Origin of the sequence: Pseudomonas sp. MEJ108 (genome assembly GCF_030208985.1) — a bacterium.
Taxonomy (GTDB): domain Bacteria; phylum Pseudomonadota; class Gammaproteobacteria; order Pseudomonadales; family Pseudomonadaceae; genus Aquipseudomonas; species Aquipseudomonas fragariae.
Window position 1 is genome coordinate 262,659 of the sequence record NZ_JARVSW010000004.1, and the last position, 22,307, is coordinate 284,965.

The 22,307-nt window shown below is 57.8% G+C and carries 23 protein-coding genes and 2 tRNA genes; 14 read left to right on the forward strand and 11 right to left on the reverse strand.

The window, feature by feature from the left end; all coding sequences use genetic code 11:
* Nucleotides 1-31: 31 nt before the first annotated feature.
* Complete coding sequence (locus tag QRN50_RS02215; RefSeq protein WP_060400166.1) at nucleotides 32-2,941, reverse strand: bifunctional diguanylate cyclase/phosphodiesterase; 2,910 nt, start codon at nucleotides 2,939-2,941, stop codon at nucleotides 32-34.
* A gap of 245 nt (nucleotides 2,942-3,186) precedes the next feature.
* Here QRN50_RS02215 and QRN50_RS02220 point away from each other — a divergent pair, with 245 nt between their 5' ends.
* From QRN50_RS02220 to QRN50_RS02230, 3 genes are all read left to right on the forward strand, one after another.
* The gene (locus tag QRN50_RS02220) at nucleotides 3,187-4,263 is read left to right on the forward strand and encodes an NAD(P)-dependent alcohol dehydrogenase (RefSeq protein ID WP_060400167.1); all 1,077 of its coding nucleotides are present in this window, start codon (nucleotides 3,187-3,189) and stop codon (nucleotides 4,261-4,263) included.
* A 303-nt stretch (nucleotides 4,264-4,566) separates the two neighbouring features.
* The gene (locus QRN50_RS02225) at nucleotides 4,567-4,965 is read left to right on the forward strand and encodes an NUDIX hydrolase (protein ID WP_003402836.1); all 399 of its coding nucleotides are present in this window, start codon (nucleotides 4,567-4,569) and stop codon (nucleotides 4,963-4,965) included.
* An 89-nt stretch (nucleotides 4,966-5,054) separates the two neighbouring features.
* Nucleotides 5,055-6,116 carry an SDR family oxidoreductase gene (locus tag QRN50_RS02230; RefSeq protein ID WP_011267673.1) on the forward strand — a complete coding sequence of 354 codons (1,062 nt, stop codon included), beginning with the start codon at nucleotides 5,055-5,057 and terminating at the stop codon, nucleotides 6,114-6,116.
* A 135-nt stretch (nucleotides 6,117-6,251) separates the two neighbouring features.
* Here the strand turns inward: QRN50_RS02230 and QRN50_RS02235 are convergent.
* Nucleotides 6,252-6,328: transfer RNA gene (locus QRN50_RS02235), tRNA-Val, on the reverse strand.
* Between the two features lie 275 nt (nucleotides 6,329-6,603).
* Here QRN50_RS02235 and QRN50_RS02240 point away from each other — a divergent pair.
* The 4 genes from QRN50_RS02240 (at nucleotide 6,604) to QRN50_RS02255 (ending at nucleotide 9,112) form a co-directional block, all read left to right on the forward strand.
* Nucleotides 6,604-6,828: a hypothetical protein gene (locus tag QRN50_RS02240; protein ID WP_058398516.1), complete on the forward strand. Its 225-nt coding sequence runs from the start codon at nucleotides 6,604-6,606 to the stop codon at nucleotides 6,826-6,828.
* A gap of 16 nt (nucleotides 6,829-6,844) precedes the next feature.
* Entirely contained in the window at nucleotides 6,845-7,402 is a 558-nt protein-coding gene (locus QRN50_RS02245; RefSeq protein ID WP_060400168.1) for a GNAT family N-acetyltransferase, read from the forward strand.
* A 519-nt stretch (nucleotides 7,403-7,921) separates the two neighbouring features.
* Complete coding sequence (locus QRN50_RS02250; protein WP_003397697.1) at nucleotides 7,922-8,527, forward strand: hypothetical protein; 606 nt, start codon at nucleotides 7,922-7,924, stop codon at nucleotides 8,525-8,527.
* Nucleotides 8,528-8,854: 327 nt separating this feature from the next.
* On the forward strand, nucleotides 8,855-9,112 hold the full coding sequence (locus tag QRN50_RS02255; RefSeq protein ID WP_003398137.1) for a ubiquitin-like protein: 258 nt from the start codon (nucleotides 8,855-8,857) through the stop codon (nucleotides 9,110-9,112).
* 125 nt (nucleotides 9,113-9,237) lie between these two features.
* On the opposite strand, the gene QRN50_RS02260 is transcribed toward QRN50_RS02255, so the two are convergent.
* Nucleotides 9,238-9,314 (reverse strand) — tRNA-Val (locus QRN50_RS02260).
* A gap of 182 nt (nucleotides 9,315-9,496) precedes the next feature.
* On the opposite strand from QRN50_RS02260, the gene QRN50_RS02265 reads away from it, so the two are divergent.
* On the forward strand, nucleotides 9,497-10,780 hold the full coding sequence (locus tag QRN50_RS02265; RefSeq protein WP_024651459.1) for an NAD(P)/FAD-dependent oxidoreductase: 1,284 nt from the start codon (nucleotides 9,497-9,499) through the stop codon (nucleotides 10,778-10,780).
* 59 nt (nucleotides 10,781-10,839) lie between these two features.
* Here QRN50_RS02265 and QRN50_RS02270 read toward each other — a convergent pair whose 3' ends face one another.
* The gene (locus tag QRN50_RS02270) at nucleotides 10,840-11,535 is read right to left on the reverse strand and encodes a hypothetical protein (protein ID WP_024651460.1); all 696 of its coding nucleotides are present in this window, start codon (nucleotides 11,533-11,535) and stop codon (nucleotides 10,840-10,842) included.
* 220 nt (nucleotides 11,536-11,755) lie between these two features.
* Here QRN50_RS02270 and QRN50_RS02275 point away from each other — a divergent pair, with 220 nt between their 5' ends.
* Nucleotides 11,756-11,938, forward strand: a complete 183-nt coding sequence (locus tag QRN50_RS02275) for a hypothetical protein (protein WP_024651461.1) — start codon at nucleotides 11,756-11,758, stop codon at nucleotides 11,936-11,938.
* A gap of 119 nt (nucleotides 11,939-12,057) precedes the next feature.
* On the opposite strand, the gene QRN50_RS02280 is transcribed toward QRN50_RS02275, so the two are convergent.
* Both QRN50_RS02280 and QRN50_RS02285 read right to left on the reverse strand, forming a co-directional pair.
* The gene (locus QRN50_RS02280) at nucleotides 12,058-12,816 is read right to left on the reverse strand and encodes a TerC family protein (protein ID WP_024651462.1); all 759 of its coding nucleotides are present in this window, start codon (nucleotides 12,814-12,816) and stop codon (nucleotides 12,058-12,060) included.
* Nucleotides 12,817-12,850: 34 nt separating this feature from the next.
* Nucleotides 12,851-13,093 carry a hypothetical protein gene (locus tag QRN50_RS02285; protein ID WP_003405475.1) on the reverse strand — a complete coding sequence of 81 codons (243 nt, stop codon included), beginning with the start codon at nucleotides 13,091-13,093 and terminating at the stop codon, nucleotides 12,851-12,853.
* 130 nt (nucleotides 13,094-13,223) lie between these two features.
* On the opposite strand from QRN50_RS02285, the gene nhaR reads away from it, so the two are divergent.
* A complete protein-coding gene (gene nhaR / locus QRN50_RS02290) occupies nucleotides 13,224-14,126 on the forward strand; it encodes a transcriptional activator NhaR (protein ID WP_003405479.1) in 903 nt (300 codons plus the stop codon).
* Here nhaR and QRN50_RS02295 read toward each other — a convergent pair.
* On the reverse strand, nucleotides 14,123-15,277 hold the full coding sequence (locus QRN50_RS02295; RefSeq protein ID WP_024660153.1) for an MFS transporter: 1,155 nt from the start codon (nucleotides 15,275-15,277) through the stop codon (nucleotides 14,123-14,125). The genes nhaR and QRN50_RS02295 overlap by 4 nt on opposite strands.
* Nucleotides 15,278-15,560: 283 nt before the next feature.
* A complete protein-coding gene (locus QRN50_RS02300) occupies nucleotides 15,561-16,070 on the reverse strand; it encodes a DUF1993 domain-containing protein (RefSeq protein WP_003405482.1) in 510 nt (169 codons plus the stop codon).
* 154 nt (nucleotides 16,071-16,224) lie between these two features.
* Between QRN50_RS02300 and QRN50_RS02305 the strand changes: the two genes are divergently transcribed.
* Entirely contained in the window at nucleotides 16,225-16,899 is a 675-nt protein-coding gene (locus tag QRN50_RS02305; protein ID WP_024642539.1) for a YceH family protein, read from the forward strand.
* 22 nt (nucleotides 16,900-16,921) lie between these two features.
* On the opposite strand, the gene QRN50_RS02310 is transcribed toward QRN50_RS02305, so the two are convergent.
* Nucleotides 16,922-17,737 carry a shikimate 5-dehydrogenase gene (locus QRN50_RS02310; RefSeq protein WP_024651464.1) on the reverse strand — a complete coding sequence of 272 codons (816 nt, stop codon included), beginning with the start codon at nucleotides 17,735-17,737 and terminating at the stop codon, nucleotides 16,922-16,924.
* A 211-nt stretch (nucleotides 17,738-17,948) separates the two neighbouring features.
* On the opposite strand from QRN50_RS02310, the gene QRN50_RS02315 reads away from it, so the two are divergent.
* Entirely contained in the window at nucleotides 17,949-18,308 is a 360-nt protein-coding gene (locus QRN50_RS02315; RefSeq protein ID WP_003318019.1) for a hypothetical protein, read from the forward strand.
* 172 nt (nucleotides 18,309-18,480) lie between these two features.
* Entirely contained in the window at nucleotides 18,481-18,663 is a 183-nt protein-coding gene (locus QRN50_RS02320) for a hypothetical protein (protein WP_003405489.1), read from the forward strand.
* A 95-nt stretch (nucleotides 18,664-18,758) separates the two neighbouring features.
* Here the strand turns inward: QRN50_RS02320 and QRN50_RS02325 are convergent, their stop codons facing one another.
* The gene (locus tag QRN50_RS02325) at nucleotides 18,759-19,319 is read right to left on the reverse strand and encodes a hypothetical protein (RefSeq protein WP_003405490.1); all 561 of its coding nucleotides are present in this window, start codon (nucleotides 19,317-19,319) and stop codon (nucleotides 18,759-18,761) included.
* 268 nt (nucleotides 19,320-19,587) lie between these two features.
* On the opposite strand from QRN50_RS02325, the gene pbpG reads away from it, so the two are divergent.
* Complete coding sequence (pbpG, locus tag QRN50_RS02330) at nucleotides 19,588-20,523, forward strand: D-alanyl-D-alanine endopeptidase (RefSeq protein WP_060400169.1); 936 nt, start codon at nucleotides 19,588-19,590, stop codon at nucleotides 20,521-20,523.
* A gap of 70 nt (nucleotides 20,524-20,593) precedes the next feature.
* Here pbpG and QRN50_RS02335 read toward each other — a convergent pair whose 3' ends face one another.
* Nucleotides 20,594-22,024 carry an NAD-dependent succinate-semialdehyde dehydrogenase gene (locus QRN50_RS02335; RefSeq protein WP_060400170.1) on the reverse strand — a complete coding sequence of 477 codons (1,431 nt, stop codon included), beginning with the start codon at nucleotides 22,022-22,024 and terminating at the stop codon, nucleotides 20,594-20,596.
* Nucleotides 22,025-22,307: the final 283 nt, after the last annotated feature.

Consider the following 22,307-nt stretch of genomic DNA (forward strand, 5'->3'; position numbering starts at 1 on the left):
CCTGCCGTCTGCGGCAAGCACTGGCCGAGCGTCAGCCTGCTGCAAGACCGGTGTTGATATCCAACAGCTCAATCGGCAGCGGCTCGGAGAAGTAGTAGCCCTGCGCCTGCGTGGCGCCGATCTCGCGCAGCAACTCAAGCGTTTCTCGATCCTCGACCCCTTCGGCAACCACGGTCAGATCGAGGGATTCGGCCATGCGCACAATGGCACGCACAATGGCGCGGCTGCGCACACTGGAGGTCAAGCCAAAGATAAACGACTTGTCGATTTTCAAACCGCTGAAATGGTACTGGTGCACGTAGCTGAGCGAAGAGAAGCCCGCGCCGAAATCGTCGAGCATGACCGACATGCCGTGCTCGGCCAGGAGCTTCATCGACAGACGTGCCTGCTCGGGATCGGCCACCAGTGCGCCTTCGGTGAGTTCCAGACACAGACGTTCAGGCGCAACATTCTGCTCGGCAAGCAGTGCCAGTACTTCTGCGGCGAACGCCGGACGGGTGATGCTGTAGCTCGAACAGTTCACGTGCACGGGCGGCCAATGACTGTTCTCGGGTTGCGCCAGAATGGAAACCACACGCCTGAGCATGTACAGGTCCAGACGGCCAATCAGGCGCAGCCCCTCGAGCGCAGGCAGAAAGCTCTCTGGCCCGACGATGCGTCCATCCGGCATGCACCAGCGGATCAACGCCTCGAACGCCAGCAACTTTCCGCTATTGACGCAGATCACCGGCTGAAAATAGGGAATCAACTGATCCGTACGTTTCAGCGCCGTGCGCAACGCACCCTCCTGCTCGACCTGATCCGACACCTCGCGGCGCAACGCCTGATTGAACACCGCGAAGCTGTCCCGCCCACCGTTCTTGACCCGGTACATGGCGGTATCGGCATCGCGCAGCAGGTCAGCCGGCTCCTGATGGAAGCGGCTGTCAGCCCCCACCACACCAATACTGCAGGAAGAGAAAACGGTGTGATCATCGATCACGAACGGCTGCTCGAATGCGGTCAGTATTCGCTGAGCGATCTCCGTGCCGGTCTGCAACGGCGTGTCGATGCTCAACACGGCGAACTCGTCACCGCCCAGCCGCGCCAGCAGGTCCCTTTCGCGCATGCAACTGCGCAGGCGTTCGGCGGCCTGCACCAGAAGGATGTCGCCACAGTGATGACCAAGGCTGTCATTGATCATCTTGAAGCGATCCAGATCGATGAACATGACAATCACTTGCTGGCCGTTGCGGCAGAAGTCCTGCCAGGCCTGCCTCAGGCGATGTTGCAAATGGCTGCGATTGGGCAGCCCGGTCAGTGAGTCATGGGAGTTTTCGTGCTGCAGCCTGGCGTTGGCCCGGTCCAGCTCACGGGTCCTGTCTCGAACCCTGGCTTCAAGCAGAACATTGGCGGTATGGATCGCTTCTGCCGCGCTGCGCCGGGACAGTGCCGTATCGATGTGGCGAGAAACGAAGGTCAGCAGCTCCTGATCGCGCAAGGTATAGCTCACATCCTTGGAATAACTCTGCACCACCAGCACGCCGCGAACCTGCCCGCCGTCGAACAGCGGAATGCCCAGCCATGAAGAGCAACGACCGGATTGTCGCTGTACCTCGATCTCGCCAAGGCCTTCCAGCCTGCGAGCTTCCTCGTAATCGATCAGGCACGGTCGCCGCTGGCCTATCACATATTCGGTAAACCCCCGCTGCCCGCGTCGTGAGCGCGGCGGCGCGGGCTTGAACTCGTCAATGTAGTACGGAAAGGTCACTTCGCCCGTCGCACTGTCGTAAAGCGCGATGTAGAAATTGAGCGCCACCAGCAGCTCGCCGACGATCATGTGCAGGCTGCGGAAAAGCTCGTTCATGTCACCGGGCTGACTGGAAAGCTCGGCAATCTGGAACAGGGCATTCTGCAGATGCTCGGCGCGCTCACGATCCCTGACTTCCTGACGCAACGCGTCGTTGGCTGCAGAAAGCTGCTGCGTGCGCAGGGCCACTACCTGCTCGAGGTCCGTCCGATGTAGCTGGCGGTCCAGTGCCATGGCCACATGGCGCGACACCACGGCGAACAACGCACGATCCTGGGCACTGTAGACACGAGACACGTCATAAACCTGCATCGCGACCATGCCAAAGACGTCGTCCGATGCATTTTTCAAAGGCGCGCCCATCCAGAACTCAGGTAGACGTCCAACGCAGTAAAACCGGTTTTCGGCTTTGGCCTGTTCGATGCAGGCGGCATCGAGAAACAACGGCTGCCCGCTGCTCAAGACATACCCGGTGAGCGACATCCGGTCAGCGTCAATAAATTCGAACGTCTCATGTGCCATCGCTTCGTCATCGAAGCGGTCAATGTAATAAGGGTAGGTGATCTTGCCGCTTTGCCGGTCATACAGCGCAACGTAGAAGTTCTCGGCATCGATCAGGGTCCCGAGTTGCTCATGAATGCCTTGCAGAAAAGCGCCGCGGTCCAGCGTAGTACTGGCCAGCAAGCTGATTTCGTACAGAACGCGCTGGGTGTTCTGCGCGCGGATCAACGCCGCGGTCTGCAACAGCGAGCCCAGCCTGACAGCCAGATCCAACAGCAAGGGGTGGTCTTTTTCAGCCATCGGAGCCAACACCCAACCCAGCACGCCCTCGCCCTGCCCCGCGACCCGGCAATGCAGCTGCAACTGAGTGCAATACGCCTCGAAATCTTCAGCAGCGATATGTGTCGGCCAGACAACGCTTTCGTCGCCCTGCCCGAGCAGGCATTTCAGTTCACCAGCGGCGTATGCAGCCCAGGCAATGGCTCCTGTCTGCTGCCTTGCGGCGCTGATCAGTGCTTCGATGGAGGCGTGACAGGAGAATCGGTCGCGGGTGGCTGGCAACGCGCTGCCGGGAGCAATTGAGGTGCAAGCTACGCTTGGGCAAAGGCCCGTGGCCAGAAGTGAGACTGTCATGGAAGCATCCAGATGCATGAGCCGACGGCGGTCATCCTTAAAACCATGACCAAAGATTACAAGCGTGACAGGGCATTGTTGCAAAGTTCATACCTTTTTGGCAGATCCTTCAGCTTCCCGATCAAGCCTGTGTGATGCGGGGCACTACCTGGCTGCCCCATGGGTCAGATTCAGGTGCATTGCCAGACAGCAAGGTCAATGAGCGAGGCTCGGCTATGCTGTCGTACGGCGTTACACTTATCCCCATTGAACAGGTGACAGTAATGGTCAAGACATACAGCTACGCAGCGCAATCGGCTCAGGACACACTCAAGCCCCATCAATTCGAACGTCGCTCGCCCGGCGCTGACGATGTTCAGATCGACATCCTTTACTGCGGCGTGTGCCACTCCGATCTGCATACTGCGCGCAATGAGTGGCACAACACACTCTATCCTTCTGTTCCGGGTCACGAAATCGTCGGCCGGGTCACGGCGGTAGGCTCCGACGTCAAGCAATTCAAGGTCGGCGACCTGGCTGGCGTCGGTTGCATGGTCGACAGTTGCCAGCAATGTGCATCGTGCGCCGAGGGCGACGAGCAATACTGCGAGAGCGGCTTCACCGGCACCTACAATGGACCGGTATTTGGCGGCGAGAACACATTCGGCGGCTACTCCGACAAGATCGTGGTCAAGGAAAAGTTCGTCTTGCGCATCTCACATGATGCCAACCTGCCCGCCGTCGCGCCGCTGTTGTGCGCAGGTATCACCACCTATTCCCCCTTGCGCCACTGGAAGGTCGGCCCCGGCAAGAAAGTCGGCATTGTCGGGCTTGGCGGCCTCGGCCACATGGGCGTCAAGATCGCCCACGCCATGGGCGCCCATGTGGTGCTGTTCACGACCTCCCCCGACAAGCGCGAAGATGGCTTGCGTCTGGGCGCCGACGAAGTGGTCGTATCCAGGGACGCGGGACAGATGGCCGCGCAGGCCAACAGCCTGGACTTTATCCTCAACACGGTCGCAGCGCCGCATGACCTGGACGCCTTCCTGTCTCTTCTCAAGCGCGACGGCACCATGACACTGGTTGGCGCGCCGGCAGAGCCGCATCCGTCACCCGCAGTGTTCAACCTGATCTTCAAGCGTCGCAGCCTGGCCGGCTCGTTGATCGGAGGCATTCAGGAAACCCAGGAAATGCTGGACTTCTGCGCCGAGCACGGCATCGTTTCCGACATTGAAGTGATCGCCATGCAGGACATCAACGAGGCTTACGAGCGGATGCTCAAGGGCGACGTCAAGTATCGCTTCGTCATCGACATGGACAGCCTCAAGCAGGAAGCGGCTGCCGACTCGAACGCTGCCTGATGCGCACCTGGCAGCCATGGACGGCTGCGCTTTGACATGCCGTACGTCGCCCCCGGTGAACCGATCGCCATCAATCGCCCACTGATGTCCATACTCTGGTTGCAGGACTCTGATTGCAGGCATCGGTAACCCGCCTGCTGCGCGACCCGCTCTGGCCGTCGCCCTTTACGGCCTGAGCGGCCCGCCCTCCAGAATGAACTATTTATTACATTTTGGTGACTACTACTGACTGTCTTTGAGTCTCAAGTTCACGCACTTCTTGCAGATACTCATGCCAACGGACGTTCAACAGGTGAATGGATTATGAAACAACGAGCGACAGTCATCTGCAAACGTGACGGCCAGGTCCTCTACGTGCGCAAACCGAAATCCCGCTGGGCGTTGCCCGGCGGCAAGATAGAAGCGGGTGAAACGCCCTTCCAGGCCGCAGTGCGTGAACTGTGCGAAGAAACCGGGCTTGCCGACCTTGATCTTCTGTACCTCGATGTGTACGAGAAGGATCAGGTGGCCCATTACGTTTTCACCGCCCAAGTCCCAGCCTCCAGCGAGCCATCGCCGCAGAACGAAATCGCCGCCTGCAAATGGCTTGCGCCGCAGAAACTTGGTGACCTGAAAGCCAGCAGTGCGACCAAGACCATCGTCAAGTCATATGCCAACGAGTCCGAAGATGTCGCCGGTTCCCGGAGCCACGTCACAGGGTAATCGGGACAATAAGGTTGAACGGTATGGCCTGATTCTGTTCTGAGACAGCAGACGGTTCATTACTTTCTTCCCCGTCTCAGGAGACCCCTATGACTCAGACCGCCCTGGTTGTTGGCGCAAGTGGCATTGTCGGCAGCGCAATCACGCAGTTGTTACTGGAAAACGATTGGCAGGTTGCCGCCCTCTCCCGTAGCCCGTCAGCGCGGCCCGGTGTAATCCCGGTAGCTGCAGACCTGCAGGACCCGGATTCCGTGCGTGCGGCTCTGGCTGATGTGAAGCCCACCCACGTTTTCATCACCACATGGTCGCGTCAGGCCACTGAAGCAGAAAACATCCGCGTCAATGCTGCGATGGTGCGCAACGTGCTGGACGCTGTGCGGCCCGCTGGCAGTGTCAAGCATGTTGCGCTGGTGACCGGCCTCAAGCATTACCTCGGCCCGTTCGAAGCATATGGCAAAGGCACCCTGCCGCAAACGCCGTTCAGGGAATCGCAGGCGCGCCTGGATATCGAGAACTTCTACTACGCCCAGGAAGACGAAGTCTTCGCTGCCGCCGAAAAGGATGGCTTTACCTGGAGCGTCCATCGCCCGCACACCGTGACCGGTGTCGCCGTCGGCAACGCAATGAACATGGCGACGACCCTGGCCGTTTACGCCTCGATCTGTAAAGCCACCGGCCGGCCTTTCGTGTTCCCGGGTTCACGCGTGCAGTGGGACAGCCTGACCGACATGACCGATGCGCGTCAGCTGGCCCGCCAGCAACTGTGGGCTGCGACCACACCTGCAGCGGCCAATCAGGCGTTCAACATCACCAACGGCGATGTGTTCCGCTGGAGCTGGATGTGGGGACAGATCGCCGAATACTTCGGCTTGCAACCAGCCGATTTCCCGAGCGAGCCTGCCCCGCTGGAAACGCAGATGGCCAACGATCAAGCAATCTGGGATGACATTGTCCGCGAGCATCAGCTCAAGGAAAGTGACATCAACCGCCTGATTTCGCCATGGCACAGCGATGCCGACCTTGGCCGCCCGATCGAGGTGGTCACCGACATGTCGAAAAGCCGCAAACTGGGCTTCACGGCATTTCAGGCCAGTGACGACGCGTTCTTCGACGTGTTTGAAAAGCTGCGCCGTGACCGCCTGATTCCCTGAGGCAACTTGCCCTCTCGTGCCAATGCTCGCGTTGGCACGAGAGCTGGCACTGGCTACAGCTAAGGCAAGCACAACAAAAAAGGGTCAACCTCTCGGCTGACCCTTTTTTTACCGCCCAGCAGAGCGGATTTTGTTTGGTAGGCGCGATTGGACTCGAACCAACGACCCCCACCATGTCAAGGTGGTGCTCTAACCAACTGAGCTACGTGCCTGCTGTGGGTCGGCATTCTACGGATATTCGATTGCCTGTCAAACGCTTTTTTGCAGTAACTCGCTGAATACGTGAAATTTTTAAGGCTCCTGCCAGTGATCACGCAACATCAGAAATTCCGCCCGTCCATCCAGAGCACTGATCGAACAGCCTTCGTGGGTTCACGCACCTTTCGAAACCTCACCTGGCACATTTACCAGTATCACTCATCATCCGGCTGCAATAGCCTTGCTAGCGTCATAGGCGTCGAATTATGCGTTACTCAGGAGAAAAATCATGGACGAAGAAGTGTCTGCACTGGTGGCTGATAACAGCTCAGGCTCGGTTCAGAGCAACAGTGAAAGCAAATCAGCCTCCGCAGACGGGGCTGTTATCACGAATCGCTATGCGAGGGTAGGAAGTGACGGGATCGTCATTATCATTCAAAACATCCCGGGCCCACCCCCGACGCCTGACTGGAAACTGTGCAAGGCCGATACAAAAGAGGGCTCAAAGTACTGACACATGAGCATTGTCGATGACAGAATCCAATCTACTGCCTGCTGAAATCCAGACAGAGCGCCTGTTGATTCGCGTTGCAAAGCCAGGTGACGGCATCGTATTCAATCAGGCCGTTGCCGAATCAGCCGAGCATTTGCAGAAATGGTTAGCCTGGGCAACGCCGACTCCTGGTATCGATCAGTCCGAACTGATCTGCCGCCATGCCTACGCCCGGTTCCTCCTGAATGAGGATCTCAGGGCTCTTCTCTTTCTGAAAAACAACGGCGCATTAGTAGGAAGCAGCGGCTTGCATAATGCCAACTGGCAGTTGCGAAGCTTTGAAGTAGGCTATTGGGGCAGAACTCAATACCTTGGCGCCGGCCTGATAAGTGAGGGCGTTGCAGCATTGGTCAGCTATGCGCTGGACAACTTGATGGCTAATCGCGTGTTTCTGACAATGGATGAAAGAAACCTGGCGAGCCAGAGACTCGCCGAGCGGGTCGGATTTGAGTACGAAGGCACGCTTAGACATGATCGTATGAGTATTCAGGGAGGATTGCGCAACACGCGCGTCTACTCGATCATTGGCAACTGACAGCACAAAAAAAAAGGGCCAACCTTTCGGCTGACCCTTTTCTTACCGCCCAGCAGAGCGGATTTTATGTGGTAGGCGCGATTGGACTCGAACCAACGACCCCCACCATGTCAAGGTGGTGCCTTTCAGAGCGCAGATCAAGCGATATCCCGCTCCCATACTCGTTCGCTCAAGCATGTTCCAATGCTGCAGGGAAATGCTGACTTATTCAAAAAGTCCGTTATTACCCTTTTATAAATCAAATCATCCAGGGGCTTGCCAGGGTGAAAAATGGAATAAATCAGCAGCTCCTTAATGACAGTTTTACTTTTCATGCTTCGCCGCTCATATTAAGTACGCAACCCGCCTATACCCAGGAACTTCTCTGCCATTTACAGGTTCGACAGCGCGACCGTTGCGGCGACTACTTTCACTTTGCCTCACACGTCAACTATCAGACCTGACAGTGGCTGAAGATATCAACTGCAGCTACAGTTGGCTTTCACCTACATCGAAACAACCAGACGTGAGGATTATTCCATGAGCAATTTATCGAGCTATTTTTATGCTACTTTAGATCTTTGTGATGATTCAGCTTATGAAACAAAATACACACCCTTGGATTTTTCTTATGTCTATTTGAAATCGACGGGCGAAGGTGTCGGAAATGGTACGGGCAATGTCTACGCTGAAGAGTTCGTGGCTGAGACACAGGGATGGCTATGCGCCAACTCAGCTGCAAAAACACCAGTCACTTTTCAGTTTTTGTATTACGCTGACAAAAAGCATTATGAAATAACGCCCACAACCGGAACGTTTAAACCTGGTTATTACTTGGCCAATACAAAAAACATGGTAGGGGAAGATGGTGGCTCCGTGGGCGCATACAGAGCGGGAAGTACGGATACCGACAGAATCCAACATTTAATTTTGCCCGGTGCCGACCCTTCAACGAACATCGAGCCAGTCAACATTATTAATGGTACCGAAATCGAAATCGCCTGGAGCACCAAGTATGGAGTTCGCTATTGGCACGCAAAGACAAAAACTCAGTTGGTCAACAGTAATGAGTGGTGGTGCTATATTGGCGTTTCAAAAAGCATCCGTAGTCGGATTCGAATAAATCTCAAAGATAAGGCTAACTAGACTAGTGCAAGGAAGTTGTGAAGAGAGCATTAATTCATGATACCCCCTTCAAAGACTAACAAAAAGGGCAATTCTTTCGGATTACCCTTTTTACCGCCCTGCAGAGCGGATTTTGTCTGGTAGGCGCGATTGGACTCGAACCCACGCTCCCCCCTTGCGCACTCGACTTTGCGCTTGAAGATCTTACCAAACCCTACCTAGCAACTTTACTAGTATCACCCATCGCCAGGCAGTTCTAACCTGAATGACGTACAAACACCTCGAACGTCCAACGCAGACATTTATGTTCGAGCCCCTTATACTCATAAAACCATTCAGGCAAACCAGATGATAATTCACATAGAGCTATTACTAGGCGACAAATTTGACCTAGACGTAGAAAGCAGCGACTTGATCAGTGATGTTAAAGCCAAGATACACGAAAAGATAAAGGACAAGACGAGCAATTCTATACCAAGACAACGGCTTATATTTGCAGGTAAGGGACTGGAAGAAGATAAACGCTCGCTGGCATATTACAGTATTAAGGAAGATAGTACGCTGACCCTGGTCTTGAAACCCTTAGATGGCCCTATAAGCCCATGATTTAAGCCTTTAGAAGCCCATGTGCCTCAGCTCCTGAAAAATCAGACCTGCAAAAGACACTGAAACGAAAAGGGCCAGCCTCTCGGCTGACCCTTTTGATACCGCCCAGCAGAGCGGATTTTGTCTGGTAGGCGCGATTGGACTCGAACCAACGACCCCCACCATGTCAAGGTGGTGCTCTAACCAACTGAGCTACGTGCCTGCTGTGGGTCGGCATTCTACGGATATGCGAATACCTGTCAATCTGTTTTTTTGCTAACCCTATGAAATACAGCGTTTTTTGCCAATCAACAGGCAACGGCTCTTTTTGCCTGCTGCTGGCAGAGCTTTTACATCTCGGGTACGATTGCCGCCATCGTCAAGAATATTAAACGGAGTCTCAGGATGGCAAACACGCCCTACCCGCAGTCCTATTACGCGGCTTCAGCCAATGCTGCCCCGGAACGTCCCGTGCTGCAGGGCGAAGTCGAAACTGACGTGTGTGTCATCGGAGCCGGTTACACAGGCTTGTCCAGCGCTCTGTTTCTGCTGGAAAACGGATTTCGGGTCACTATGCTGGAAGCGGCGAAGGTCGGGTTTGGCGCATCGGGGCGTAATGGCGGGCAGATCGTCAACAGCTACAGCCGCGACATCGATGTCATCGAGCGAACCGTGGGGCCACGCCAGGCGCAATTGCTCGGGCAGATGGCCTTCGAAGGCGCATCGATCATTCGGGATCGGGTTTCCCGTTACGGCATTCAGTGCGACCTGAAAGATGGTGGTGTATTCGCAGCGCTGACCAGCAAGCAACTGGCGCATCTCGAGGCCCAGCAGCGGCTCTGGGAGCGCTATGGGCATACCGGACTCGAGTTGATGGACAAGCGCCGGATCAATGAAGTTGTGGCCTGTGATCAGTACATCGGCGGGTTGCTGGACATGACCGGTGGGCATATTCATCCACTCAACCTGGCGCTGGGTGAAGCCGCCGCTGTCGAGACGCTGGGTGGCACCATCTACGAGCAATCAGCGGCCATTCGTATCGAGCGCGGGGCAAACCCTGTGGTGCATACGGCACAAGGCAGGGTCCGGGCCAAGTTCATTATCGTGGCCGGCAATGCCTACCTGGGCAATCTGGTCCCGGAGCTGGCGGCCAAGTCGATGCCGTGCGGCACTCAGGTGATCACCACCGAGCCGTTGAGCGATGAACTGGCCAAGACACTCCTGCCGCAGGACTACTGCGTCGAGGACTGTAATTATCTGCTCGATTACTACCGTCTCAGCGCCGACAAACGCCTGATATTCGGTGGCGGCGTGGTGTATGGCGCACGAGATCCGGCCAACATCGAAGCCATTATTCGCCCGAAGATGCTCAAGGCATTCCCACAACTCAAGGACGTGAAGATCGACTACGCGTGGACCGGCAATTTCCTGCTGACCCTGTCTCGCCTGCCGCAGGTTGGCAGGCTGGGCGACAACATCTATTACTCGCAGGGTTGCAGCGGGCATGGCGTGACGTACACGCACCTGGCCGGCAAAGTGCTGGCCGAAGCCCTGCGCGGGCAGGCCGAACGCTTCGATGCATTCGCCGACCTGCCTCATTACCCGTTCCCCGGCGGGCAGATGCTACGCACCCCGCTGACTGCGCTGGGCGCGTGGTATTACAGCCTGCGTGACCGACTCGGTTTCTAAGCTCGCTGAACGTAAAACGGCACCTTCTCGGTGCCGTTTTTGTTCCTGCCGCGTTGAGTTCATTTAACGCCGCGTGCCAGCGTTCTTTTCGCCTCGCCCGCCGCTTGGTCCTGTCCTGATGTCGATAATGCTTCGGCCGCCTGCAACCAGCGCTGCGCATCGACGTTGGCTGGCAACTGCCGGGGCGACTGGATCAGCACCGCCCAACTGCCCGCGTCTTTCCAGGCCGACGCAAAGCTGCTGAAACTCATTGAATAGCGACGGTCCATGCCTGCGTTGAGCAGCACGGTCTCCTTGATGCGGTTGTAACCGATCAGCACCGCATAACGTGGCCCTTTCCACAGTACAGAGCCCTGGGCAAAACGCAGCATCACCGGATAGCCCGCCGAGACCTGAGTCAGCAGGTCCTGCAACTGGCCATCAAGCGGGTACACCATGAAACCGTATTCACGCGCGACCTTCTGCATGTTCTGCTCGAGCCGGTCCTCGGCACCCGGCAATTGCAGCGGCTTGTCGAGCAAACCAGGCGTCGTCTGCACCTGCTGGTTGGCCAGCATGCTTGCCAGCACCATCGGCCCGCTTTGATAGGCATTACCCCGGAAGAACGGCACCGAAGTTAGCTCGACCCGGTCAGGAAGGCGCTTCATCTCCGGCGTAACCATCGATGAACAACCGGCAAGGCCAATCAGCATGGCCCCAATCAGCCATGAACGCAGTGCACCGGAAGTACCGGTAAAGAAAGAAACCGACAGCATGTCCACTCACTTCAACTGTTGTCGGGCAACCCGCGACCCGACCTGAGCACCGATGATAGAGCCGACCGGGTTCCGGGGATAGCCACGCGTGGCACCTCGGCCAACAGAGTGGCGAAAATAATTCATAGCCCGATGCCACTGGTCAATTAACCGAAACATGCCCCGTACTAGACTGTCAATTATCAAGACCGCAACAAAAAGCAGGAATGTGGAGGCACTTATGAGCCTGGAATTGACAATAGTGATGCTGATCGCTTCGTGGCTTGCCGTCGCCAGCGCGATGCTGTGGGGGGTGATGCGTATATCCCGTCGCCATCATCAGCCGCGCAGCGTCGAGCCGCGTGCGGTACAACCGGCTGTACTTGCAAAACACATCAAGGCCCCCGCTGTCGCCGCAAACTGATTTACAGAGTATGAGCAGCGCTTAGCTGATCTGCCCTCCTCAGCGTATTTGCCCGCACCTTGAATGCAAAAGGTCGACCCTGTTGCCAGGGCCGACCTTTTTTACCGCTTCGCCAGTTATCAGTGTGTGGACTCCTGGGTACCGGCTTTCTTGCGTCTTGCCCTGCGTACCAGCATGTTCAAGGCTTCAACGGCTGCCGAGAAGGCCATCGCCGCGTAGATGTAACCCTTGGGCACATGGGCGCCGAAACCTTCGGCGATCAGTGTCATACCGATCATGATCAGGAAGCCCAGCGCCAGCATGACCACCGTCGGGTTGTCGTTGATGAATTTCGCCAGCGGGTTGGCTGCAACAAGCATCACCACGACAGCAGAGATGACCGCGATGACCATGATCGGCAGGTGTTCGGTCATGCCCACGGCAGTGATGATACTGTCGATGGAGAACACCAGGTCCAGCATCAGGATCTGTACGATCGCCGCGCTCATGCTCAACATCACCACCGAACCCAGGGCTTTCTCTTCCTCGGTCTTGACGTCCATGCTGTGGTGAATTTCCGTTGTTGCCTTCCACACCAGGAACAGACCACCGGCAATCAGGATCATGTCCTTCCATGAGAACGCCTGGCCGAATACCTCGAAAACCGGTTCTGTCAGCTGCACGATGTACGCAACGGTACTGAGCAGACCCAGGCGCATCACCAGCGCCATGCCGATACCCAGCTTGCGAGCCTTCTCGCGCTGATGTTCAGGCAGCTTGTTGGTGAGAATCGAGATGAAAATCAGGTTATCGATGCCCAGTACGACTTCCATCACCACCAGTGTCGCCAGCGCGATCCAGGCTGCCGGACTTGTCGCGAGTTCCAATAGGTATTCCATAGATCACTGCCCTGCCTGCGCCAATAGTTATAAGTCAGATTTCTTTATCAGACGTGTTTTCGGTTTCAGCCGAGTTTGGTGGTGATTCCTGCAACGAAAGTTCCTGCCTGGCGTCGTCCAATGCCTGGGTCGCAGCTTTATGGGTGTCATCGACCACCTGTTTTGCACTGTCAGCTGCGGCGTTCACCACATGCTTGGTGGAAGACTCTAGCTGATCGCACCCTGCCACTACCAGCAGCGAACCGCTCAGTAATACAGCGTAAAGGGCTTTGTTCATGGGCTCCTCGGTTGTGAAGCCGGGCGGCATGTTCAGCCCGGCGTTGGAGCGGATTCTAGACATCTTGAAACATAAGGAAAATTCGATTTTATAAGTCGTATACTTCGGTTTTACCGAATCGGCTGAAATTATGCTCAATTACCGCCAACTCCACTACTTCTGGGTCGTGGCCAAGACCGGCAGCATCGTGCGCGCCTGCGAACAGCTGAATCTGACCGCGCAGACTGTCAGCGGGCAGATCAGCCTGCTCGAGGCGTCGCTTGGGGTCGATCTGTTCCAGCGCGTCGGTCGGCAGCTGGAAATGACCGAAGCAGGCCGCCTCGCCCTGCCCTATGCCGAACAGATGTTTCAGTTGGGCAATGACCTGGAAAACCTGTTGCGCTCACAGCCGGATGAACAGCAATTGCTGTTGCGCATTGGGGTGGCCGACGTCGTGCCCAAGTCCATTGTCTACCGCCTGATTGCCCCGACCATGACGCTGGATGAGTCCATTCGCATCACCTGTCGCGAGGACAAGCTGGAACGACTGCTGGCAGACCTGGCCATCCAGCGTCTGGACCTGGTGATTTCCGACAGCCCCATGCCGCCGCACCTGGACATCAAGGGCTACAGCCAGAAGCTGGGAGAATGCGGGGTCAGTTTTTTCGCCACGCGTGAAATGGCGGAGCGTATCGGGACAAATTTTCCGCAGTGCATGCATGGAGCACCGCTGCTGATTCCGGGTCAGGAGACCGTGGTTCGAGGCAGACTGATGCGCTGGTTTGCCGAACAGGGCATTCAGCCACGCATCATCGGCGAATTCGATGACAGCGCACTGATGAAGGCGTTTGGCAAATCCGGCAGCGGCGTGTTCGTGGCGCCCAGCGTGATCGCCGACGAAGTGCAGAACCAGTATGGCGTACAAGTGATTGGCCATACTGATGCGGTGACCGAATCGTTCTACGCCATCACCGTGGAGCGCAAGGTCAAGCACCCCGGCGTCGTCGCCATTGCCGAAAGTGCTCGGAATCAGCTGTTTACCGATGCTGGCTAAGCCGGGAGCGGACCCGGATCACGCTTGATCAACAGCAGCGCCAGCACAATCGCCAGCACGATGATGCCCGCAGCGGCAAAACCGACGTGGCCCAGCCCCAGGTGATCAATGACCCTGCCGCCGATCACCGCGCCGATGCCAATGCCGAGGTTGGCACCAGCGATGTTCAGTGACGCCGCGAACGCAGGCGCTTGCGGCGCGGCCTTGATCAACCGTACATGGCTGACCAGGAACAGGGCCGCCTGAGTAATGCCCCAAACGGCCAGCGCGAGTGGCAAGGCCACCACCGAATGGATGCTCGGCACCACCGCGACCATGCCGATGACCATGAATGCGCAGAACACCAGGCTGGCAATCAACGGATGGCGGTCGACCATGCGCCCGCCCAGCGAGTTGCCCAGCAAGCCGACAGCGCCAAAGCCCATCAGGCACCAGCCCACCAGAGCGCCGTCGAAACCGGCAAGACGCTCGAGCATGTCCGCCAGATAGGTATAGGCCGTGAACATGCCGCTGAACACCAGCACCGAGAGCAGCACGTGCCCCTGCATCATCCGGCTGCGCAAGATGCCGAACTGCTTAAGGATCGATACCGGGTTCTGCCTGGCAGCCGTCTTCGGCAGATAGACCGTCAGCAACAGTGCCTTGGCGAACGCCAGAGCGGCCAGAACCAGAAAGGCCGTGCGCCAGCCGAAGGCATCGGAGATCAGGGTGCCGATGGGAATGCCGAATACCGTGGCGCAAACGATGCCGAAACCGATCCTGGCAATTGCCCGGCCTGCGAACTGCGGACCGACAATGTCCACGGCGGTCTCGCTGGCCAGCGCCCAGAACACCGGTAACCCCAACGCAGGAATCAGCCGGGCGATCCCCATCACGGCGATATTGGGCGCCAGCGCCGCCAGGACATTTGCAAAGCCGAACAGCACCAGGATGCTGACAAACAGGCGCTTGCGCTCGAAGCGCGAAAAATAGGCGGTCAGAAAAGGACCAAAGGCGGCGACGGTAAACGCAAACAGCGTCACCAGCAGACCTGCCTGGGAGACCGTGACATTCAGGTCGCGGGCAACCGCTGGCAAAAGACCGACGATGACGAATTCTGTGGTCAGCACGGTAAACCCGGCGGCTGACAGCAGAAGGATGGGCAACAACATGAATACTCCAGAACAACAACAGAGCCCGCTGCAACAGCGCGGCCTGCGGGAGGCGGATTAAAGTAGCTTGAAGATGACTGTCACGCCAATGCTTCGCACTGGCATGCATTTTGTGAAGCAGTGTCTGCGACGCCTTTGCGCTTGATACCGCGCAAGACTGCAGATGTGTGACGCGCAGCGTCACCCAATGCATGCCAACGCGGAGCATTGGCACGATAGTCAGTTGGCTTTGTGTATAACGCCGGGGGCCGAGACCATCAACCAGGTCTCAGCCCCGCACTGTTTAGAACTTGCCCATGAAATCGCGCTTGCCGATTTCAACGCCGTTATGGCGCAGCAGATCGTAGGCAGTCGTGACGTGAAAGAAGAACTGCGGCAAGGCGTAACTGAGCAGATAGGCCTGACCGTTCAGGCGTTTTTCCTTTTCAGTGCCGGGGCGCAGGACGATTTCGATGCCTTCCTTGCCGTCGACCTGATCAGGAGTGATGCTGCCGATGAACGCGAGTGTCCTGGCAAGCAGTGCCTGCAACTCGGCAAAGGTGGTTTCGGTGTCATCGTACTGCGGGATCTCGACGCCTGCCAGGCGCGCCGACGCACCCTTGGCAAAATCGACGGCGATCTGCACCTGACGGGTAAACGGCAGCATGTCCGGGAACAGACGCGCCTGCAGCAGGGCTGGTGGCTGGATTTTCTTCTCGGTCGCGTAAGCTTCGGCTTTGGTCAGAACGTCGCTCAGCGCGTTGAGCATTTGCTGAAAGACAGGAATGGAAGCGGCGTACAGGGAAATAGACATGACATATCCTGATTGAGAAAGGCGCAATTATAGACCCACACGACGCCAAACGCCGTGACACTTTTCAGCGCCCCTGCAGATCCGTGCAGCAGACGCTGGCAATAATGTCCGCCACGCCCTACGCTGATCCACCGCCATCACTCAGGGAAGCGTCATGTCCATCGAATCGTCCTCCACCGAATCCTCCCCGAATACCGAGGCGTTACAACTCAACGGCACTGAAGTGCGCATTCTGGGCTGCCTGATCGAAAAACAGGCGACCAACCCGGAAACCTACCCGCTGACCCTCAATGCACTGGTGACGGCCTGCAACCAGAAGACCAGTCGTGACCCGGTCATGAACCTCACCCAGGGTCAAGTCGGCCAGAGCCTGCGTGCCCTGGAAGGCCGCGGTCTGACGCGGCTGGTCATGGGCAGTCGCGCCGATCGCTGGGAGCACAGGGTCGACAAGGGGCTGGAGCTGGTCCCGGCGCAGGTGATACTCACTGGCCTGTTGCTGCTGCGCGGGCCGCAGACCGTCAACGAGCTGCTGACCCGCAGTAACCGCATGCACGATTTCGAGGACAGCGAGCAGGTCGTCCACCAGCTGGAACGCCTGATCGCCAGAGGCCTGGCGATGCTCGTGCCGCGCCAGTCGGGCCAGCGCGAAGACCGTTACATGCATCTGCTCGGTGACCCGGAATCGCTGCAGGAACTGCTTGCCGCTCGCCAACAGGCACCGGAGCGACATTCGGCAAGCCCGGCGGCCAACTCGCGTATCGATGAGCTGGAGGCACGGGTCGCGGCCCTTGAAGAACGCCTGGCCAGACTGGAGCACGCCGAGGCGTAACGCGCCCTGCCCGACCCGACGGCTAGCCGGCTCTGGCGAAGGCTGCAGCCTGCTGATACTGCTCGTCGGTCGGGCGCACGCCGGTATAGAGCACAAACTGCTCCAGTGCCTGGATCGCCGCCACTTCATCACCACTCACCACACGCTTGCCCAAGCGACGTGCAGCCTGGATCAGCGGCGTGTCGGCGGGGGTAGCCACCACATCGAAAACCGTTTCAGCAGCGTCGATGGCTTGCAGGTCAAACGACAGTTCGTCAGCTTGCGCGCCCTGCATGCCTAACGGAGTGACGTTGACCAGCAAGGGGAGGCGCGCACTACCCAGCTCCGCTTGCCAGCGAAAGCCGCACGCCTCTGCAAGACGCCGGCCGGCCTGCTCGTTGCGGGCCACGATCAGACCCTCGGTGAAACCGGCATCGCGCAGCGCGAACGCAACCGCCTTGGCCATCCCCCCGCTTCCACGCAGGGCAAACGCGCTGCGCGGCACCGCATGGCTCTCCATCAGTTGAGCGACGGCGATGTAATCGGTGTTGAACGCCTTCAGATGCCCGTCGGTGTTGACGATGGTATTGATCGACTGGATAGCGGCAGCCGAGGCGTCCAGTTCGTCGACCAGTTCGATGCAGGCCTCCTTGAAGGGCATCGAAACTGCGCTGCCACGAATCCCCAGCGCGCGTATGCCGGCCACGGCGGCGGCAAGGTCATTGGGGGCGAAGGTCTTGTAATAGAAGTTCAAGCCTAACTGCTGGTAAAGATGATTATGGAAACGCACACCAAAGTTGCCGGGACGGGCGGCCATGGACATGCACAATAATGTCTCCCTGTTAGCAGTGACGGACATCGGGTGTTTCCTCCAGACGGTAATGGCTTGAATCTTCGATAGAAGCGTATGCTACGCACCAGTGAGCGCGAGGACATACGCGGCACACCTTACATAAAATTTACTCAGCACTTTCGCAGATTCTTACAATTTCGGTGTCATAGTGTTATCCCGTGGCAGTGCTTGAGAGTGATGCAGGCGCGCGACAACGGGTTGAGAGCGAGGAACAGTCATGATTCGTCAAATCCCCAAGATCGCCTTGTTTGTAGGTGCCCTGGCCCTTGCTGGCCAGGCGAATGCTGACCGTGGCTGGGGTGGCCCTGCCGTGGTAGGTGCTATCGTTGGCGCTGCCGTTGTCGGGGCGGCGGTATCTTCAGGTCGCGACAGAACGGTGTACGTCGAGCGCGAGCCGGTTTATGTGCAGCAGCGGCCGGTCTACTACGCGCCGCCACCGGTCTATTACCAGCCGGCCCCGGTCTATCAGGTCGTCGAGCGCTATCCTCCGCCCCCACCGCCTGGCTACTATCACCATTATTATGGGCCACCACCAGGCCCCGGCTATTACTACGGCCCGCCACGCGGCCGCTGGTAACAGAACAAAAAACCCGCCTTTTCAGGCGGGTTTTTCATTGGTGTGCTCACACTATCGGCTGCCAATGCAATGCGCCCAACCCTCGTTGTTATCAATGACCACTATTGAGAGCGTCGATTTCTGACTTGCCCGCTCGCCCTCTACAGTAGCGCCATGGATTGAGGAGGCACGTATGACCAAGGTACACATCATGTCCGTCGTCGGTAGCGCAGTTCCAGCCCCGCTCAGAGAGCGCGGCCTGTTGGCCTGCTGGTACCTGATTCAGGATGGCGAACCCGTCAGCGGCCCGTTTGCGTCATTGCCTGTTGCAGAGGCCCTGTCGCGGCAAATGCAGTGCCAGCCCCTCAACAGCTGACTTCTTCTGCAAACCTCGTGCGTTGCTCCGCACATCCCTTGCCCGCCTCTTTGAAGGCGGGCTTTTTTTGCCACGGAAAAAGCCGGTAACGAGGCTCAGCCGCGCTCGGCCATGGCCGCGTTGACCTGACAGCGATGGGCCAGTTTCTGCAGGCGTTTTTCCAGCGCCATGAACACCACGCGATCGGTACGGCCACTGTCGAGTTCATCGATCAGGTCATTGGCGACCTGACGCAATTCGTAAGCCAGCACCACGCGGTCATCATTCAGGTCATGTTTATGCGACTCGAACAGGCGATGCAGGTAATCCTGCAAAGTGTATTTCAGGCTATGCCGGTCACTTGCGCGCAGATGGGTCAGGTTGAGGCTGATACGGCCCTGCAGTTCGCTCAGCTCGCCGCACAGGTACTGCATGCGCCGCGCGTAGCCCACTTCCCGGTCACGTAGCTGCTTGTGCGCCAGTTCCGCTTCCTGCTTGCGCTGGATGCCCGGTACTGCGACGGCGGCCATCAGCCCGACAATCAGACCGATCGCCTGCATCCAGCCCGCCCAGTCACTTGGACGTGAGGTAAAGCCGACCCCCAGCAGCAGAATGACAATCAATGACGCGATGATCACCAGAACTGCGTAATCCTTGCTGACAAACCCCTTGAGCATTGCATGACTCCTGAATCGGTGACCTGAATGGCATGGAATGCTAATCGGTGCGGGCCTTGCGCACCACGAATATTCAATTGAGAGGCGGTTTTTGGCAGGTTGCAGAGCAGAAAGCGACTTAACGGCAACTTAATGAACGACCGATTGCGTCATTTATTGCGCAAACGCCCACCCCAGCCCATCGACATACGGCAAAGTCTGCTCATAAAATGCAGCGTTTTGACGCGATCCCTTCCATTTACCACCTTTTATCGAGTGAGCCTTGCTCTTGAAAATCCGTCTGTCTCTTTTGGGCCTATTATTTGTACTTACCGGCCCCATGCTTTCTACCCCTACGCTGGCAAACGAACCTGCCGTCCTGAGCCGTGATCCTTCCAACCTGCACCTTGCCTCGGGCAGCGCAATGGTCATCGACCTGCAGACCGACAAGGTGCTGTATTCCAGCAACCCGGATGTGATCGTGCCGATTGCCTCGGTCACCAAGCTGATGACCGCGATGGTCGTGCTGGATGCCAAGCAGCCGATGGACGAAGTCATTCCGGTGAACATTTCCCAGACACCGGAAATGAAAGGCGTTTTCTCACGGGTCAAACTCGGCAGTGAAATGAACCGCCGGGACATGTTGCTGATCACCCTGATGTCCTCGGAAAACCGCGCGGCGGCCAGCCTGGCGCACAGCTATCCGGGCGGCTATCCGGCGTTCATTCTGGCGATGAACGCCAAGGCCAGGGCGCTGGGCATGAAACACACGGCCTACGTCGAACCCACCGGCCTGTCGGTGTACAACGTGTCGACCGCACGCGACCTCACCAAGCTGGTGATGGCAGCACGCAAATACCCGCTGCTCAGTGAGCTGAGCACCACCGAGCAGAAGACCGTGACGTTCCGCAAACCGACCTACACCCTCGGTTTCAGCAACACTGATCATCTGGTGCGCAAGGACAACTGGGACATCAAGCTGACCAAGACCGGCTTTACCAATCAGGCCGGTCACTGCCTGGTGCTGCTGACCAGCATGGCCAACCGCCCGGTTTCAGTGGTGATTCTCGATGCGTTCGGCAAGTACACGCACTTCGCCGACGCCAGCCGCATACGCAAATGGATGGAAACCGGCCAGAGCGGCCCGGCCCCCGAAGTGGCCCTGCAGTACAAGAAGGAAAAGAATCTGGTCATGAGACAGACCGGTATTCAAGCCAGAGACTGAGTCACACAGGCAACGAAAAACGGTCGCGATGCTTGCACATCGCGACCGTTTTTATTTACCCGAACAACGCTCAGTTGTATTGAGTGACCAGCTTGGTATTCAGGTAAGCCTCAATGGCTTCGGTGCCACCTTCGGAACCGTAACCGGAATCCTTGATCCCGCCAAACGGCACTTCCGGCAAGCCGATGCCCTGATGGTTGATCGACAACATGCCCGCTTCGATATAGGTGCTCAGCGCCTGGGCAGTCTTCATCGACGTGGTGAAGGCATAGGATGCCAGCCCGAACGGCACGCGGTTGGACTCGGCGATCGCCTCCTCTAGTATGTCGAACGGCACCAGCAGCGCGACCGGGCCGAAAGGCTCCTCATTCATGATGCGCATGTGCGGCTTGAGGCCACTCAACACCGTCGGCTCGAAGAAATAGCCCGGTCCTTCGCCAGCCTTGCCACCCGCAGACAGCGTCGCCCCACCACTCACCGCGTCATCGATCAGATCGACCAGCGCAGGAATACGTCGATCATTGGCCACCGGGCCCATGGTAGTGCCCGCCTCCAGACCGTTGCCAACCTTGATTTCACGGGTCAGCCCGACGAATTTCTCGGTGAACGCATCCAGCACCTTGCGCTGCACCAGAATTCGCGTCGGCGATACACAGACCTGCCCGGCGTTACGGAACTTGGCGGTGGCCAGCACGCGAGCGGCGAGATCGATATCCGCATCATCGAACACCAACGCCGGTGCATGGCCGCCCAGCTCCATGGTCGCCCGTTTCATGTGCTTGCCAGCCAATGCGGCCAGCTGCTTGCCGACCGGCGTGGAGCCGGTGAACGTGACCTTGCGAATGACCGGATGCGGGATCAGGTAACCGGAGATTTCTGCAGGGTCCCCGTACACCAGCCCGATAACGCCCGCTGGAACGCCCGCATCGGCGAATGCGCGGATCAGCTCGGCAGGCGACGCCGGCGTCTCTTCCGGAGCCTTGACGATGATCGAGCAGCCTGCAGCCAGCGCCGAGGACAACTTGCGCACCACCTGGTTGATCGGGAAATTCCACGGCGTGAACGCAGCAACCGGACCGACCGGTTCCTTGATGACCTTCTGCTCGATGGACACGTTACGCGATGGCACGAGACGGCCATAACTGCGACGCCCCTCTTCGGCCAGCCAGTCGATGATGTCCGCCGCCGACAAGGTTTCCATGCGCGCTTCGGCCAGAGGCTTGCCCTGCTCCTGCGTCATGATTCGGGCAATGCTGTCCGCACGCTCGCGAACCAGGTTTGCAGCCTTTTGCATGATTTTGTAACGGTCGTAGGCCGACGTATTACGCCAGGTGGCAAAGCCCCGCTCGGCGGCCGCCAGTGCTTCGTCAAGATCGGCGATGCCGGCGTGCGCAACGCTGCCCAGCGACTGGCCGGTAGCAGGATCTATGACCGGGATGGACCGGCCATCGCGGCTCGCGCGCCATTGGCCATCGATATAAAGCTGTACGTCTGGATACATGAAAAATCTCCATAGGGAGGCGATGGAATTGCCAAAGGTCAGACCTGCCGATCAGCGGCAGCCATCGACAAAGGTAGCCTGATATTACGCTCGATTCCCGTGGCCACATATTTCTTGCGCAGGACCCTGAGCCCCCTCTGCATGCGGCCATCGGGGGTGATGATAGTCGAGGGATTAATGATTGTATCCGCGCACCGAACCCTGCCCGGCAAAAAGAGTACCTGGTTACCGGGCCATCTCTGGCGAGCAGTACTACCTCAACAAGGCGTCGTAATCTTCTACC

What these genes read in the sequence shown, in the direction of transcription:
- QRN50_RS02215 (WP_060400166.1), bottom strand. Translation starts at nt 2,941, where the DNA reads ATGCATCTGGATGCTTCCATGACAGTCTCACTTCTGGCCACGGGCCTT.
- QRN50_RS02220 (WP_060400167.1), top strand. Translation starts at nt 3,187, where the DNA reads ATGGTCAAGACATACAGCTACGCAGCGCAATCGGCTCAGGACACACTC.
- QRN50_RS02225 (WP_003402836.1), top strand. Translation starts at nt 4,567, where the DNA reads ATGAAACAACGAGCGACAGTCATCTGCAAACGTGACGGCCAGGTCCTC.
- QRN50_RS02230 (WP_011267673.1), top strand. Translation starts at nt 5,055, where the DNA reads ATGACTCAGACCGCCCTGGTTGTTGGCGCAAGTGGCATTGTCGGCAGC.
- QRN50_RS02240 (WP_058398516.1), top strand. Translation starts at nt 6,604, where the DNA reads ATGGACGAAGAAGTGTCTGCACTGGTGGCTGATAACAGCTCAGGCTCG.
- QRN50_RS02245 (WP_060400168.1), top strand. Translation starts at nt 6,845, where the DNA reads ATGACAGAATCCAATCTACTGCCTGCTGAAATCCAGACAGAGCGCCTG.
- QRN50_RS02250 (WP_003397697.1), top strand. Translation starts at nt 7,922, where the DNA reads ATGAGCAATTTATCGAGCTATTTTTATGCTACTTTAGATCTTTGTGAT.
- QRN50_RS02255 (WP_003398137.1), top strand. Translation starts at nt 8,855, where the DNA reads ATGATAATTCACATAGAGCTATTACTAGGCGACAAATTTGACCTAGAC.
- QRN50_RS02265 (WP_024651459.1), top strand. Translation starts at nt 9,497, where the DNA reads ATGGCAAACACGCCCTACCCGCAGTCCTATTACGCGGCTTCAGCCAAT.
- QRN50_RS02270 (WP_024651460.1), bottom strand. Translation starts at nt 11,535, where the DNA reads ATGCTGTCGGTTTCTTTCTTTACCGGTACTTCCGGTGCACTGCGTTCA.
- QRN50_RS02275 (WP_024651461.1), top strand. Translation starts at nt 11,756, where the DNA reads ATGAGCCTGGAATTGACAATAGTGATGCTGATCGCTTCGTGGCTTGCC.
- QRN50_RS02280 (WP_024651462.1), bottom strand. Translation starts at nt 12,816, where the DNA reads ATGGAATACCTATTGGAACTCGCGACAAGTCCGGCAGCCTGGATCGCG.
- QRN50_RS02285 (WP_003405475.1), bottom strand. Translation starts at nt 13,093, where the DNA reads ATGAACAAAGCCCTTTACGCTGTATTACTGAGCGGTTCGCTGCTGGTA.
- nhaR (WP_003405479.1), top strand. Translation starts at nt 13,224, where the DNA reads ATGCTCAATTACCGCCAACTCCACTACTTCTGGGTCGTGGCCAAGACC.
- QRN50_RS02295 (WP_024660153.1), bottom strand. Translation starts at nt 15,277, where the DNA reads ATGTTGTTGCCCATCCTTCTGCTGTCAGCCGCCGGGTTTACCGTGCTG.
- QRN50_RS02300 (WP_003405482.1), bottom strand. Translation starts at nt 16,070, where the DNA reads ATGTCTATTTCCCTGTACGCCGCTTCCATTCCTGTCTTTCAGCAAATG.
- QRN50_RS02305 (WP_024642539.1), top strand. Translation starts at nt 16,225, where the DNA reads ATGTCCATCGAATCGTCCTCCACCGAATCCTCCCCGAATACCGAGGCG.
- QRN50_RS02310 (WP_024651464.1), bottom strand. Translation starts at nt 17,737, where the DNA reads ATGTCCGTCACTGCTAACAGGGAGACATTATTGTGCATGTCCATGGCC.
- QRN50_RS02315 (WP_003318019.1), top strand. Translation starts at nt 17,949, where the DNA reads ATGATTCGTCAAATCCCCAAGATCGCCTTGTTTGTAGGTGCCCTGGCC.
- QRN50_RS02320 (WP_003405489.1), top strand. Translation starts at nt 18,481, where the DNA reads ATGACCAAGGTACACATCATGTCCGTCGTCGGTAGCGCAGTTCCAGCC.
- QRN50_RS02325 (WP_003405490.1), bottom strand. Translation starts at nt 19,319, where the DNA reads ATGCTCAAGGGGTTTGTCAGCAAGGATTACGCAGTTCTGGTGATCATC.
- QRN50_RS02335 (WP_060400170.1), bottom strand. Translation starts at nt 22,024, where the DNA reads ATGTATCCAGACGTACAGCTTTATATCGATGGCCAATGGCGCGCGAGC.